This window comes from Streptomyces sp. MA5143a (genome assembly GCF_900290235.1).
Classification (GTDB): Bacteria; Actinomycetota; Actinomycetes; order Streptomycetales; family Streptomycetaceae; genus Streptomyces.
Genome location: NZ_OLMK01000014.1, coordinates 175,179 through 189,334 on the forward strand (window position 1 = coordinate 175,179; position 14,156 = coordinate 189,334).

Consider the following 14,156-nt stretch of genomic DNA (forward strand, 5'->3'; position numbering starts at 1 on the left):
GCGGCACCCGGCCCGACCGCAGCGCGCCGCGCCCCGTGCCTCCTGCCCCTGCCCCGTGCGCCGTTCCCGGTGCCCCGTGCCCCGTGCCCCGTCGATCAAGCCGTCCGTCCCAGCAGCCGCTTCAGTCCGGCCACGTCCTCCCGTCGTGCCCAGGCGATGACGAGCAGCGGCACCATCAGGATCAGCGGGGTCGCCGCGTACTCCCCGTCGAAGACGGCGACCTGGGTGATGAAGGCACCCACCATCAGCGCACTCAACGACACCCCCGCGACCGAGGCCAGCGCGGGGATCACCAGCCCGATCCCGCCCGCCAGTTCGAGCGCGCCGATGGTGTACATGCCCGCGCTGCCCCAGCCGAGCGTCTCGAAGGACTCGGCGGCCGACGGGTGCGCGATCAGCTTGGGCAGCGCGCTCGCGACCGCGAAGATCAGCGCGAGCACGATCTGCAGCGCGCCCAGCGAGATCCGGGCCCGCCGACCGCGCACCCCGCCCTTCGGGCCGGCGCCGGAAGCCGGGGCCGTGACCGCGGCAGTGGGGGTGGAGGTGGTGGCTCGGGAGGCGGGAGCGGTGGTCTCGGACATGAGGTCTCCTGTGGGAAGCGGTGCGTCGTGCCTGTCACGGAGACAGACCGGCGCCCTCCCCCGAACTCATCGGCCCCGAGCGGACTTTCGAGCGAAACCACGCGGACCCCACATGCCCTCTCTTCCGACGCGCCCTCTCACCCCACCGGCACCGCCCGCACCCACGTCCGGTCCTCCGTCAGATACCGGTCCACCCTCAGCCCCGACTCTCCCAGCGCCTCCTCGAACTCCTCCTTCGTCATCGGCCGCACCCGGAACGTCTGGGTCCACTCGCCGTCCGGGAAGTGGTACTCCGCGTGCACGGAGCGGACCCCGTCCCCCACCGGCTCGCTCGACGCGATACGGACCGTGAAGCCACGGGGGTCGACCCGCTCCCGGGGCACATCCGTGTGGTAGTTCTCCCCCTCGCGCTGGATCAGCACGATGCCGTCGTCCGCGACATGCCGCAGGCATGTGGCGAGCAGTCCGCGCCGCAGCTCGGGATCCCCGGTGTGGACGAGGAACGACGCGAGCAGCACCACGTCGAACCTCTCGCCCAGGTCCAGCTCCTCGATGGGGCTGCATATCGTCCGCGCCCCACGCACCCGATCCAGCATCTCCGCCGACTCGTCCACGGCCGTGACCGTGAAGCCCCGTTCGATCAGTGGGTGGGTCATACGCCCCACGCCGCTGCCCAGTTCGAGAATGCTCGCGCCCGCGGGCGCGGCGGCGGCGATCACCTGCGGCTCGTCCCCCACCGGCAGTCGTGTGTACACCTCGACCGCGCAGCCGTCCGGGGTGATCGCCCCCGGCCCCGTCCCCTGAAATCCCTCACGCGTCTGGATGCTCATATCCGTTCAACGGCCGCGCGGACGCGGGCCGTTCCGCTCACCCCTCACCCGATGGGGTGAACCTGAACCAGCCGTGCCCGCTGTACCAGTGCCCTCCGGCCCGCAGATGGTCTGCGACGGCTCGTTCGAGACGTGTCCGGCGCGGGAGTGTCTCCACCGGCAGGTCCGGGTCGCCGAACACGAAGCGGAGGGGCAGATCGTCCCCCGGTTCGCTGTTCCCGCAGGTGATGTGGAACCGCTCCTGGAAGCGGACGATGTTGGAGTCCGCCGGCAGATACCGCTTCAGCTGCGGGTCGAGCAGCCACGAGTGGCAGCAGGCGGCGGTGTGGCGCTCCGCCGGGAAGTGCCGCGGGAAGAACTCACGGGCGAGCGCGAGCGACCGGTCGCACGCCTCCGGGGTCAGAGGGCCGGCGTAGTCGGGTATGTGCAGGTCGAGGCAGTGCTCCCCGGGCCGCAGCGCCAGGCCGGCCGCCGCGAGCGCGACGCCCTCCCGGCCGCCCAGCCGGGTCCGCTGGAACTGCAGGCGCCCGAGCTGGAACAGCTCCCCGTGGAAGTGGAGCGAGAACCAGCCGGGCGCCACGAGCCCGCCCACCCCGAACCTCCGGCGGTGCAGCACGAGGCCCCGGCCCACGTCCGCGAGGGTGCGCCGGGAGACGTCCTCGGGGATGCCCCGCTCCCGGTGGTACGCGCGCACATACGGCAGGGCCGCGACCAGGACGTACACCGGGAAATAGCGGCCCAGCGGACCGGACTCCAGGGGCAACGGCCGCAGTCTCAGCCCTTTGCCGATCTTCCCCATGTCCCGGACGAGACCCCGTACGCACCGTCCGAGGAGCGCGGTCGCCTCCTCGTCTTCCGTCAGCGTCCGGCGCAGCGCGACCAGGTCGTTGACGTCCTCGTACGGGACGGCCAGCTCCTGCAGGACGTCCGGGAGCTCCTCGGCGTCCGGCAGCCGCGCCCGGGGCGCGTCCGGCGCCTCCTCGTCGCCCTCCTCCAGCTCCTTGAGCCACTCGGCGAGCCTCTCGTCCGCCCGCACCGCATCCCAGAGCACCTTCGGCCTCCCCCGTCACCGCACACCGTCTTCTGGAGAACGCACGAGCCGAAGAGTACGTTTCCGAGTAGGACCAACAACACGAGAAGCCCAAAAGGGACACATGGGAGCGGGAGGGCCGGAACGGCGCAAGGGTGGCCGGGCGAGTGGGAGGCGGTGGTTCTGATGCGTACGGGCAGTGAACCGAGGACGGCGCGCAGTCCGCTGCGGATGCGGCTCTGGCTGAGCGTGTGGGGCGTGATCTGGGCGGTCCTGGGGACCGTGGCCTTCGCACTCGTCGGCCGTCCCGGCTGGGCGGCCGTCTGCGGTGCGATCTTCCTGATCGCCGCCGTCGACGCCATGGTGATCGTGCGCCATATGCGCGAGGGCGCGCACTACCAGCCGGGCCGCGATGTCCCGCCGTACCAGCCGCCGGACCCGCGCCACCCGTAGGGGCGCGGCGTGTTCCGGGGCCGCGGCTGGGGCAGTCAGGTCTCCGCGCTGGAGGAGCCGCGTCGCTGGAGGGCGGCGGTCGTCAGGAGTCGAACCGCGCGGCTTCCAGGTACTGCGGGTTCGGATCGAGCGCCGCGGCCAGCCGGAAGTGGCGTTTGGCCTGGTCGGGGCGGGCCTGCCGCTGGTAGGTGCGGGCGAGCGCGTAGTGCGCGTACGCGTTGTCCGGCTCGCGCTCCAGGACGATCGTGAACTCCAGTTCGGCCGGCCGCAGTTGGGCGGCGGCGAAGAAGGCACGGGCGCGCAGCAGACGGGCCGCCGTGTTCTCGGGGTGTTCGGCGATGACCCGGTCGAGCAGCTTGACGGCGCCCTGCGGGTCGTTCGCCGTGAGGAGCCGCTCGGCCGCGCGGAAGTCGATGACGTGCGTCTCCGGGGTACGTCCGGTGGAACCGCTGGTCTCGGGCACGGCTGAGTCCTTCCCTTGCTGGGACGGTTCAACGCCCCCTGGGGGTGCGCTATTCCTGTGCGTGTTCGGACCGCTCCCGTGACTCGTGCGCCCTGCGCTCCAGGTCGGCCCAGACGTCCCGGACGCGGCGCCGCAGGTCCTCCAGGGGTACGTCGTTGTCGATGACGATGTCGGCGATCTCCCGGCGCTGGTCGCGCGTGGCCTGGGCGGCCATCCGCGCGCGGGCGTCCTCCTCCGTCATGCCGCGCAGCCGGACGAGTCGGTCGAGCTGGGTCTGCGTGGGCGCGTCCACGACGATGACCAGGTCGTACAGCGGGGCGAGGCCGTTCTCGGTGAGGAGCGGGACGTCGTGGACGACGACCGCGTCCGGCGCGGCGGCGTGCTCCAGCTCCTGCGAGCGGGCGCCGACCAGGGGGTGCACGATCGCGTTGAGCGTGGCGAGCTTGTCCGGGTCGGCGAACACCAGGGAGCCCAGCCTGGGGCGGTCCAGGCTGCCGTCCGGCGCGAGCACGTCCTCCCCGAAGGCGTGCACGACGGCCGCGAGCCCGGGTGTGCCGGGGGCGACGACCTCGCGTGCGATCCGGTCCGCGTCGATCAGCACGGCCCCGTGCTCCACGAGCAGCCGGGACACCTCGCTCTTGCCGGCGCCGATACCGCCGGTCAGACCCACTTTCAGCATGCCCGGCAGCTTAGGGGGTGGGCGAAAGCCCCGCACAGAGCCGTGGGAGGCCCGATCCGCGCGGGCCTCCCGGGCTGGGTGTCAGCCCTCGCCCTCCCGTTCCGCCAGGAACTTCTCGAACTCGAGGCCGATCTCGTCGGCGGAGGGGATCTCGACGGGCTCGGCGAGCATGTTGCCCCGCGTCTCGGCCCCCGCGGCGGCGTCGTACTGGTGCTCGAGGCCCTGGACGAGGGCGACCAGTTCGTCGTCGCCCTCGCGGATCTGCCGGTCGATCTCGGTCTGCGTGCGGTGGGCCTCGGTGCGCAGGGCGTGCGCGACGCTCGGCAGGACCAGGCCGGTGGCGGCGGTGACGGCCTCCAGGACGGTCAGGGCGGCGTCCGGGTACGGGGAGCGGGCGATGTAGTGCGGGACGTGCGCGGCGACGCCCAGCACGTCGTGGCCGGCCTCCATGAGGCGGTACTCCACGAGTGCCTCGGCGCTGCCGGGGACCTGGGCCTCCTCGAAGGGGCTGCGGTGCCCGGGGACCAGCTCGGCCCGGTTGCCGTGCGGGGTGAGGCCGACGGGGCGGGTGTGGGGCACGCCCATGGGAATGCCGTGGAAGTTCACCGAGAGGCGGACGCCGAGCCGCTCCACGATCTGCTGAACGGCCTTCGCGAAACGTTCCCACTCCACGTCGGGCTCGGGGCCGGACAGCAGCAGGAAGGGCGCCCCCGTGGCGTCCTGGACGAGGCGCACGTCCAGACTCGGCTCGTCGTAGTCGGTCCAGCGGTCGCGCTTGAACGTCATCAGCGGGCGCCGTGCCCGGTAATCCACGAGCCGGTCGTGGTCGAAGCGGGCGACGACCTGGTGGGGCAGCGAGCCGAGCAGCCGGTCGACGATCTGGTCGCCGGTCTCGCCCGCGTCGATGTATCCGTCGAAGTGGTAGAGCATGACAAGTCCCGCCGACTCCTGGGCCAGCGCCATGTCGACGACTGCCAGGCCCTTCGGCTCCCATGCGTACAAACCCTGCGGATCAAGCACTGTGACCGCTCCTCCTCGTGTTCGTACGTCCCAACGCCGTACGGGGGCCCGGCATTCCCGGAGCCGCTTCGAGAAGTGCGGTCCACGCACACCACCGACGTGTTGTTCGCCTGCGCGCCCACGTGTTGTTCGCGTGCGCTGGCGTGCGATTCGTGTGTGCGGAGCGTGGTTCGCACACACGTCGGGCCCGCACCCCCCGGAGGGGATGCGGGCCCGGCGTGTTATCGGCTGTGCCTCAGCGGCGAGCGGTCAGCTCTGGCCGCCGGCCAGCTTCTCGCGCAGTGCGGCGAGCGCCTCGTCCGAGGCCAGCGCACCGGAGGTGTCCGCACCCTCGGAGGAGTACGAACCGCCACCCGCGACCGGAGCGGCACCCGCGGCGTCGCCACCCTCGGCGGCGGCAGCGGCGTCGGCCTCGCGGCTCTTGATGACCTGCTGCTGGTGCTGCTCGAAGCGGGTCTGCGCCTCGGCGTACTGGCGCTCCCACTCCTCGCGCTGCTTCTCGTAGCCCTCGAGCCAGTCGTTGGTCTCGGGGTCGAAGCCCTCGGGGTAGATGTAGTTGCCCTGGTCGTCGTAGGACGCGGCCATGCCGTACAGGGTCGGGTCGAACTCGACCGAGGCCGGGTCGGCACCGAAGGACTCGTTGGCCTGCTTCAGCGAGAGGCTGATGCGACGACGCTCGAGGTCGATGTCGATGACCTTGACGAAGATCTCGTCGTTGACCTGGACGACCTGCTCCGGGATCTCCACGTGGCGCTCGGCCAGCTCGGAGATGTGGACCAGACCCTCGATGCCCTCGTCCACGCGGACGAACGCACCGAACGGAACCAGCTTCGTGACCTTGCCGGGCACGACCTGGCCGATCTGGTGGGTGCGGGCGAACTGCTGCCACGGGTCTTCCTGGGTCGCCTTCAGCGACAGGGAGACGCGCTCGCGGTCCATGTCGACGTCGAGGACCTCGACCGTGACCTCCTGGCCGACCTCGACGACCTCGGAGGGGTGGTCGATGTGCTTCCAGGACAGCTCGGAGACGTGGACCAGACCGTCGACGCCACCCAGGTCCACGAAGGCACCGAAGTTGACGATCGAGGAGACCACACCGGAACGGACCTGACCCTTCTGGAGGGTCGTGAGGAACGTCTGGCGGACCTCGGACTGGGTCTGCTCCAGCCAGGCACGGCGGGACAGGACCACGTTGTTGCGGTTCTTGTCCAGCTCGATGATCTTGGCCTCGAGCTCCTTGCCCACGTAGGGCTGGAGGTCGCGGACACGGCGCATCTCGACGAGAGAGGCCGGGAGGAAGCCGCGGAGGCCGATGTCGAGGATGAGACCACCCTTGACGACCTCGATGACGGTACCGGTGACGATCCCGTCCTCTTCCTTGATCTTCTCGATGGTGCCCCAGGCACGCTCGTACTGGGCGCGCTTCTTCGAGAGGATCAGGCGGCCTTCCTTGTCCTCCTTCTGGAGGACCAGGGCCTCGATCTCGTCACCGACGGCGACGACCTCGTTGGGGTCGACGTCGTGCTTGATCGAAAGCTCGCGGCTCGGGATAACGCCTTCGGTCTTGTAACCGATGTCGAGCAGGACCTCGTCCCGGTCGACCTTCACGATGACGCCGTCGACGATGTCGCCGTCGTTGAAGTACTTGATCGTCTCGTCGATCGCGGCGAGGAAGGCTTCCTCGTTACCGATGTCGTTGACCGCTACCTGCGGGGTGGTGGCGGTGGTCTCGGTGCTGCTCGTCATGTGGGAAAGGGCTCCGGTACGGACATTGAAGTCGTAGGTACTGCTACGCCGGGAGCCCGTATCGCTCTGAAGAAGCCGGACAGCCAAGGAAGCGCCACACAAAACCGCTGGTGGCGCCTCGACAACCGAGGGGACATACAACAGATGCGAGCGCAGCCTGCTACGTCTGAGGTGCGCAGGCCCGCAGCGCAACTTGTAGCATACGGGGGCAGCCGGGCAGGGTCAATGCGCGAAGGCGCACCACCCGGGGCGGAACGCCGCATACCCGGCACAAATCCCGTCCCGTGAGGCCACGCAGGCCTGGGACACACCTTCCGTGACGCGATTCTGAGGCCGTCGCGCCACTCGGGTTACGGAAGAGTACGACGAGGGAGCCGATCATCCAAGAGCGCGATGTCCACGAAATCTCCACCGCCCCCGCGACCGCCGGCTCCCCCGATGCCGACGAGCCCGAGGCCACCCGGCGCGAGGCCGGGGTGGCGGAGAGTTCCCGGGCCAACCGGGGCTGGTGGGACCGGAACGCGGACGACTACCAGGTCGAGCACGGCACGTTCCTCGGCGACGACCGGTTCGTCTGGGGTCCGGAGGGGCTCGACGAGATCGAGGCGGAGCTGCTCGGGCCGCCGGAGGAGCTGAAGGGCAAGGACGTCCTGGAGATCGGCGCGGGGGCCGCGCAGTGCTCCCGCTGGCTCGCCGCGCAGGGGGCCCGGCCCGTCGCCCTGGACCTCTCGCACCGTCAGCTCCAGCACGCGCTGCGGATCGGCGGATCGTTCCCCCTGGTCTGCGCCGACGCGGGCGACCTGCCCTTCGCGGACGCCTCCTTCGACCTGGCGTGCTCGGCCTACGGGGCGCTGCCCTTCGTCGCGGACCCCGTGCGGGTGCTGCGGGAGGTCCGTCGCGTCCTGCGGCCCGGGGGCCGTTTCGTGTTCTCGGTGACCCATCCGATCCGCTGGGCGTTCCCGGACGAGCCCGGCCCCGAGGGTCTGTCGGTCTCCGCGTCCTACTTCGACCGCACGCCCTACGTCGAGCAGGACGAGGAGGGGCGGGCCGTGTACGTGGAGCACCACAGGACGGTCGGCGACCGCGTCCGGGACATCGTCGCGGCGGACCTGCGTCTCGTCGACCTGGTCGAGCCGGAGTGGCCCGCCTGGAACAGCTCGGAGTGGGGTGGCTGGTCGCCGCTGCGCGGGAACCTGATCCCGGGCACCGCGATCTTCGTGTGCGCACGGGACTGAGGCGGCGTGATCCGTTACGACGTTCTGGACGCGCTGCCCGTGCGCGGTGCCCTGCCCGGTCTGAACGACGCCCTGGAGGGGCACGGCACCGCCGTTCTCGTCGCGCCGCCCGGCACCGGCAAGACGACGCTGGTGCCGCTGGCGCTGGCCGGACTGCTGGGCGGCGGACCGGCGCGGCGGGTGGTCGTGGCCGAGCCGCGGCGGATCGCCGCGCGGGCGGCGGCGCGGCGGATGGCGTGGCTGCTGGGCGAGAGGCCCGGCGAGAGCGTCGGCCACACGGTGCGCGGCGAGCGGGTCGTGGGGCGGCACACGCACGTGGAGGTCGTCACGACCGGTGTGCTGCTACAGCGGTTGCAGCGGGACCAGGAACTCGCCGGGGTCGACGTGGTGGTGCTCGACGAGTGCCACGAGCGGCATCTGGACGCGGACACGGTGGCGGCGTTCCTGCTGGACGTGCGGGAGGCGCTGCGGCCGGAGCTGCGGCTGGTGGCGGCGTCGGCGACGACGGACGCGGAGGGCTGGGCGCGGCTGCTGGGTGGTGCGCCGGTCGTGGCGGCGCGGGGGGTGTCGTATCCCGTCGAGGTCGTGTGGGCGCCGCCGTCGCGTCCGGTGCGGCCGCCGCACGGGACGCGGGTCGATCCGGCGCTGCTGGCGCATGTGGCCTCGGTGGTGCGGCGGGCGCTGGTCGAGCGGTCGGGGGACGTGCTGTGCTTCCTGCCGGGCGTGGGCGAGATCGCGCGGGTGGCGGGGCAGCTGGGCGACCTCGGCGGCGTCGACGTCCTCCAGGTGCACGGGCGGGCGTCGGCTGCCGTGCAGGACGCGGTGCTGGCCGGCGGGGAGCGGCGGCGGGTGGTGCTGGCGACGGCGGTGGCGGAGTCGTCGCTGACAGTTCCGGGGGTCCGGGTGGTCGTCGACTCCGGACTGGCCCGGGAGCCGCGGGTCGACCATGCGCGCGGGCTCAGCGCCCTGACGACGGTACGGGCGTCGCAGGCGGCCGGGCGGCAGCGGGCGGGGCGGGCCGGCCGGGAGGCTCCTGGGGCGGTGTACCGGTGCTGGGCGGAGGCCGAGGACGGCCGGCTGCCCCGGTTCCCGGCGCCGGAGATCAGGGTCGCCGACCTCACGGCGTTCGCCCTCCAGGCGGCCTGCTGGGGCGATCCGGAGGCTTCGGGTCTCGCGCTGCTGGACCCGCCGCCCGGCGGGGCGATGGCGGCGGCGCGGGGGGTGCTGACCGCGATCGGCGCGGTGGACGCCGCAGGGCGGGCCACCTCGCGCGGTGCGCGCATGGCACGGCTGGGTCTGCATCCCCGGCTGGGGCGGGCCCTGCTGGACGCGGCGCCCCTGGTGGGGGCGGACCGGGCCGCGGAGGTCGTGGCGCTGCTGAGCGAGGAGCCGCCGCGGGAGTACGGCGACGACCTCCTGCCGGCGCTGCGGGCGGCCCGGCGCGGGGGTGACGCCTACGCCGGCCGCTGGCGTGCGGAGGTACGACGTCTGCGCACGGCCGTGGCACCGCCCTCGAAGCGGGACGCGTCCGGCCCGTCCCGTCCGCCTTCCGACGCCCGCCTCGCGCTGTCCGCCCCCGACCGTGACGGGCCTGCCTCGGACGGCCGCCGCCCGCACCCGGCCGACTCCGACGAGGGGCTCGTGGGGACCGTGGCGGCCCTGGCCTTCCCCGAGCGGGTCGCCAAGGCGGTGCAGGGGGCCCATCTGATGGTCAACGGGACTCGGGCGCAGGTCGGGGAGGGCTCCGGGTTGCGGAACGCCCCGTGGCTCGCCGTGGCCGTGGCGGACCGGCCGGTGGGTGCCGGGCACGCGCGCGTGCGGCTCGGGGCCGTCGTCGACGAGGAGGTGGCGCGATCGGCGGCCGCCGCCCTGTACGACGAGGGCGAGGAGGTCCGCTGGAGCGACGGGGATGTCGTGGCGCGTCGGGTGGAGCGGCTGGGGGCCGTGGAGTTGGCGGTACGGCCGCTCCGGGACCCCGACCTCGGGCTCGTACGGGCGGCGTTGCTGGAGGGGTTGCGGACCGAGGGGCTGGGGCTGCTGCGGTGGTCGGAGGGCGCCGTGTCGTTGCGGCGGCGGCTCGCCTTCGTGCACGCGCGTCTCGGTGAGCCCTGGCCCGATGTCTCCGACGGTGCCCTGCACACGCGCGTGGACGACTGGCTGGAGCCGGAGTTGAGCCGTGCCCGACGGCGGGCCGATCTCGGGCGGATCGACGCAGGCCAGGCGCTGGGGCGGCTGCTGCCGTGGGCCACCGGGGACGCCGTACGGCTGGACGAGCTCGCGCCCGAGCGGATCGAGGTGCCGAGCGGGTCGCGGATACGCGTCGACTACACGCGGCCCGAGCAGCCGGTGCTGGCGGTGAAGTTGCAGGAGATGTTCGGGCTCCAGGAGTCGCCCGTGCTCGCCGGGGTGCCGGTGCTCGTGCATCTGCTGTCGCCCGCCGGGCGGCCCGCCGCCGTCACCGCCGACCTCGCCTCGTTCTGGAAGGACGGGTACCGGGCCGTGCGGGCGGAGCTGCGCGGCCGGTATCCCAAGCATCCCTGGCCGGAGGACCCGGCGGCGGCCGAGCCGACCCGGTTCACCAACGCGCGGCTCAGGCGGTGACCGGCTCGGAGGTGACGGGTTCCTCGGCCCCCGGCCCTCCCGCCCTGCGTCCGCGGGCCTCGACGTAGAGGGCGAGGGCCAGGAGCAGGAGGCCGAGGCCCAGGAAGCCCCAGGGCAGGTAGGAGGTCATGAGGAGGACGACGACGCGTTGGGACGTGACGAGGTCGACGGTGTGTTCGATGTAGTCCTCGCGCATCTTCACGTGGCCGGCGAACGCGGTCACCTTCTCCCGGTCGCCGAGGAGGGTGCCGCCGCGGAGTTCCTCCTTGTGGATCTCCTCGCCGTACACGGGGGCCCCGGTGACCGGCTCCACCCAGAACTTGCGGACCGTGGTGTACCAGCGGGTCGTGCCGGTCTTCGCGACCGTCTCACGGGTGATGCCCTCGACGGGCATGATCCGGGGGAAGGGGACCTCGGTCCAGGGGATGGTCTGCTCGAAGTAGTAGACCTCCACGCCGCGGAAGTCCCGGGTGCCCTTGTAGTGGATGGGGGCGGTGATACGGGCCTGGGCGTCGAAGTACTCGTAGTCGCGGGGTTCGGTGAGGAACGGCCACTTGAACTCCAGGCCCTCCCGGCGTACGGGGTCGCCGTCGACCATCTCACCCCTGGCGTGGACGGGTTCCTGGGTGTGGGCGTCGAAGATGTAGCGCTCGGGGATCTTGGAGACCATCTCGCCGTCGGGGCCCTGGACGTAGGACAGGCCGTCCCAGACGACCACGTCGCGGCCCGCTGTCCTCTCGATCCGCTCCGAGGCCTCCACATTGCCCTTGAGGGTCTGCACGATGGTGACCTGGGGGACCTTGCGTTCGGTCATGGTGCCGTAGTCGAGGAGGGTGGCGTCCTTCGCGACGAGGACCATGTCCTGGTACTGGTCGGCGGGGATCTTGGCCAGGCGTGGGAAGGCGTACCAGCGGGTCAGCGGGGACAGCGCGGCGAAGAACACGGCGAACGCGAGCAGGATCAAGCCGGCCCTGCGGTGCATCTCGGCCTCCCTCCCGGGCGGTTGTGGATGTGACGGCCTCCGACGGCCGTCCGACCGCGGTCGGAGCGGTCGGCGCGGTCGGCGTCGGCCGGTCGGCTACGGGTGCGGGGGCACCGTCGTCAGCAGGGGTTTGGGGGATGTCTCCCCCGTCGGTGTGCCCAGCTCGGTGAGTGCGAGGACCAGCGCGAACGCCAGGGCGAGACCGATCGCGGCGGCGATCAGGGCACGCATACGGAACCTCCCGACCCGTGGCCCCGCCGACAGCGGGAGCTGATACATCGTCAGGTCCGGCACCGTAGCAACGGCCGGGCGAGATGAGAACACGTTGCACACACAACGACGGCGCCCCTCCGGAAGAGGGACGCCGTCGGGGCGTGTGCGGTGGTTACTGCGGGGCGCCGGCGCTCGGCGAGGCGGACTCCGTGGGGGTCGCCTCCGCGGGGGCGGACTCCGTGGGGGTCGCCTCGGCGGGGGCGGCCTCCACCTTCAGTTCGACGGTGAGGGTCGCTCCGCCCTCGGTCTCGATGCGGAGGAGGTAGGTGCCGGGGGCGTCGTCCGCGTACAGCTTCGGCAGGGTGAGCAGGCCGTCCTTGTCGGTCTGCAGGCCCGTCAGGGTGCGGAGCGGCTTGCCGTCGGCGGGGTTCTTGAAGTACGGGCCCTTGTCGTTCTCGGTGGGGTCCAGGGGCGACTTGATGAGGGTCGCCGTGGCGGCGACCTTGCCTGCGACCGCACCCTTGTACGTGGCCTTCACCGCGACCTGTTCGGCGAACTCGCCGTTCGCCACGCAGGTCAGCTCGGTGGTCGTGGTGCGGGCGAGGGCGTCGGCCCGGCGGGCGGTGACGGTCGCCGTGTAGTCGAGGGCGGCCACGGTGCGGCCCACGACGGTGGCGCGCACGGTGACGGCGCCGGTCTTCTCGCCGGCCACGAGCCCGGGGGCGGTCGCCTTGCCGGTGCTGTCCGTGACGACCGTGGCGACCTTCTCGCCGCCGGTGAAGGTGGTGTCCGTGTCGCCGACGACGGTGAAGCGGACCCGGACCTTCGCGACGGCCTTGCCCGCCTTGGTCTCCGTGCGGGCGGCGATCCGGTCGGTGAATGTCGCGCCGGCGGTGGCGGTGAGCTTCGCCGGGCCCGCGGCCTCCAGGTGGTGCACCGTGTCGGTGTTGGTGGGCGGCTTGGTCGGCGGGGTGGGCGGGGTCGGCGGCTTGGGTGTGGAGCCACCGCCGGGCTTGCCGCCACCGGGCTTGTCCTTGTTCGGCGGGGTCGGGCCGGGGCTGGGCTTCGTGCTGCCCGAGCCGCCCTTGTTCCCGGTGTTGCCGTTCCCTGTGGTTCCGCCGCCGTTGTCGCTCGGGGTGTGGGGCAGCGAGCCGGTGCCGTCGGGGATCTCGTGGGTGCCCTTGCGGTAGTACTCAAGCCACGACATGACGGTGTTGTAGTAGGCCGTCGAGTTGTTGTAGCTGAGGATCGCGCTGCGCAGGTTCCCGGAGTCGGCGAGGTCCCAGTTGAACCGGCACAGGTAGTGGCCCGCGGCCAGGGCGGCGTCGTAGACGTTGTTGGGGTCCTTGGCGCCGTCGCTGTTGCCGTCGCGGCCCGCCCACTCCCAGGTGGAGGGGATGAACTGCATGGGGCCGACCGCCCGGTCGTGTGTGGCGTCCCCGTCGTACGCGCCGTTGTCCGTGTCGCTGATGTTCGCGAAGCCGTTGCCGTTGAGCTGCGGGCCGAGGATCTTGCCGATCGTCGTGCCGCTCGCGTCGACACGGCCGCCGCGGGCCTGCCCGGACTCGACCTTGCCGATCGCGGCGAGCAATTGCCAGGGCAGGTTGCAGCCGGGCTTGGAGTCGCGCAGCGACGCCTCGGCCTTCTTGTAGGCGTCGAGGACGGTCGCGGGGATGCCGCGCTCGCCGCCGCCGACCGTGGTCGAGCCGCCGCCCGTGCCGGGTGAGGGGGTGGGGCTGTCGAGGGGAGGGAGGTCCGTGTAGTAGCGCCCGTCTCCCGACGCGGTGTCCTCGGAGTAGGTGGTCGCTTCCGGTGAGGGCGACTCGGCGGCCTGTCTCCCGGCGCTGTCGGTGGTCACTCCCGGAGCCTGGGACGCGGCCAGTGCCGCTACCGTGGCCGCGGCCAGGGCGGTGGTGGCCGCCCCCTTGCGGAGCCTCAATCCGAACTGCGCCGCCATTGAGTGAACCCTCCCCGGTGGTCGATCGCCTTGGCGTTCTTCCCTTTTGACACTGTCTCGGGCGACTTCTCCGAAATTCTCTCCGGATCAGCTTTCCCGTTCTGCTACACCGACTCCGGAGTTCCGGATTTGGTTGCCCTGTTCCGGTGTTTCCTTCTCCGGATTTCCGGTGGCCCCCGCACGCATCGACGCGGCGGCCCAGGCGACCCTACGACAACTTCCGTCGCCCGGACACCCGTTCGTGCCCGATTTCCCCTGGTTGCCCCTGTCCATTCACTGTCGCGCGGGCGCACGCCGGAGCGGCGAGCGGTCGCGCATACTGACGCCGGTGATCGCCGGACCGGCCGGCAGAGACGAGAGGTCCGC

Annotated in this window: 13 protein-coding genes; 3 read left to right on the forward strand and 10 right to left on the reverse strand. The window is 72.1% G+C overall.

The window, feature by feature from the left end:
• Positions 1–95: 95 nt before the first annotated feature.
• The 3 genes from SMA5143A_RS07605 to SMA5143A_RS07615 form a co-directional block, all read right to left on the reverse strand.
• Positions 96–581 (reverse strand): DoxX family protein, encoded by a 486-nt coding sequence (locus tag SMA5143A_RS07605; RefSeq protein WP_107462132.1) that lies wholly within the window; start codon positions 579–581, stop codon positions 96–98.
• 137 nt (positions 582–718) lie between these two features.
• Positions 719–1,411 carry a class I SAM-dependent methyltransferase gene (locus SMA5143A_RS07610; protein ID WP_107462133.1) on the reverse strand — a complete coding sequence of 231 codons (693 nt, stop codon included), beginning with the start codon at positions 1,409–1,411 and terminating at the stop codon, positions 719–721.
• A 37-nt stretch (positions 1,412–1,448) separates the two neighbouring features.
• The gene (locus SMA5143A_RS07615; protein ID WP_107462134.1) at positions 1,449–2,462 is read right to left on the reverse strand and encodes an acyltransferase domain-containing protein; all 1,014 of its coding nucleotides are present in this window, start codon (positions 2,460–2,462) and stop codon (positions 1,449–1,451) included.
• Positions 2,463–2,627: 165 nt separating this feature from the next.
• Between SMA5143A_RS07615 and SMA5143A_RS07620 the strand changes: the two genes are divergently transcribed.
• A complete protein-coding gene (locus tag SMA5143A_RS07620) occupies positions 2,628–2,894 on the forward strand; it encodes a DUF6343 family protein (protein WP_107462180.1) in 267 nt (88 codons plus the stop codon).
• 82 nt (positions 2,895–2,976) lie between these two features.
• Here the strand turns inward: SMA5143A_RS07620 and SMA5143A_RS07625 are convergent, their stop codons facing one another.
• The 4 genes from SMA5143A_RS07625 to rpsA all read right to left on the reverse strand — a co-directional run bounded on the left by SMA5143A_RS07625 (position 2,977) and on the right by rpsA (position 6,802).
• Positions 2,977–3,357, reverse strand: a complete 381-nt coding sequence (locus SMA5143A_RS07625) for a tetratricopeptide repeat protein (protein WP_055539514.1) — start codon at positions 3,355–3,357, stop codon at positions 2,977–2,979.
• 49 nt (positions 3,358–3,406) lie between these two features.
• A complete protein-coding gene (coaE, locus tag SMA5143A_RS07630) occupies positions 3,407–4,036 on the reverse strand; it encodes a dephospho-CoA kinase (protein WP_107462135.1) in 630 nt (209 codons plus the stop codon).
• Positions 4,037–4,117: 81 nt separating this feature from the next.
• The gene (locus SMA5143A_RS07635; protein WP_107462136.1) at positions 4,118–5,056 is read right to left on the reverse strand and encodes a PAC2 family protein; all 939 of its coding nucleotides are present in this window, start codon (positions 5,054–5,056) and stop codon (positions 4,118–4,120) included.
• Positions 5,057–5,305: 249 nt separating this feature from the next.
• Positions 5,306–6,802, reverse strand: coding sequence for a 30S ribosomal protein S1 (gene rpsA, locus SMA5143A_RS07640; protein ID WP_079312486.1), 1,497 nt, complete (start codon positions 6,800–6,802; stop codon positions 5,306–5,308).
• 377 nt (positions 6,803–7,179) lie between these two features.
• On the opposite strand from rpsA, the gene SMA5143A_RS07645 reads away from it, so the two are divergent.
• Together SMA5143A_RS07645 and hrpB are read left to right on the forward strand one after the other, a co-directional pair.
• Positions 7,180–8,037 (forward strand): class I SAM-dependent methyltransferase, encoded by an 858-nt coding sequence (locus SMA5143A_RS07645; protein ID WP_181361777.1) that lies wholly within the window; start codon positions 7,180–7,182, stop codon positions 8,035–8,037.
• 6 nt (positions 8,038–8,043) lie between these two features.
• On the forward strand, positions 8,044–10,638 hold the full coding sequence (hrpB, locus tag SMA5143A_RS07650; protein ID WP_107462138.1) for an ATP-dependent helicase HrpB: 2,595 nt from the start codon (positions 8,044–8,046) through the stop codon (positions 10,636–10,638).
• On the opposite strand, the gene SMA5143A_RS07655 is transcribed toward hrpB, so the two are convergent.
• The 3 genes from SMA5143A_RS07655 to SMA5143A_RS07665 all read right to left on the reverse strand — a co-directional run bounded on the left by SMA5143A_RS07655 (position 10,628) and on the right by SMA5143A_RS07665 (position 13,790).
• On the reverse strand, positions 10,628–11,620 hold the full coding sequence (locus SMA5143A_RS07655) for a DUF3068 domain-containing protein (RefSeq protein ID WP_107462139.1): 993 nt from the start codon (positions 11,618–11,620) through the stop codon (positions 10,628–10,630). The genes hrpB and SMA5143A_RS07655 overlap by 11 nt on opposite strands.
• Positions 11,621–11,716: 96 nt before the next feature.
• Positions 11,717–11,851 (reverse strand): SPW_0924 family protein, encoded by a 135-nt coding sequence (locus SMA5143A_RS07660; protein ID WP_107462140.1) that lies wholly within the window; start codon positions 11,849–11,851, stop codon positions 11,717–11,719.
• Positions 11,852–12,005: 154 nt separating this feature from the next.
• On the reverse strand, positions 12,006–13,790 hold the full coding sequence (locus SMA5143A_RS07665; RefSeq protein ID WP_107462141.1) for a lytic murein transglycosylase: 1,785 nt from the start codon (positions 13,788–13,790) through the stop codon (positions 12,006–12,008).
• Positions 13,791–14,156 lie beyond the last annotated feature (366 nt).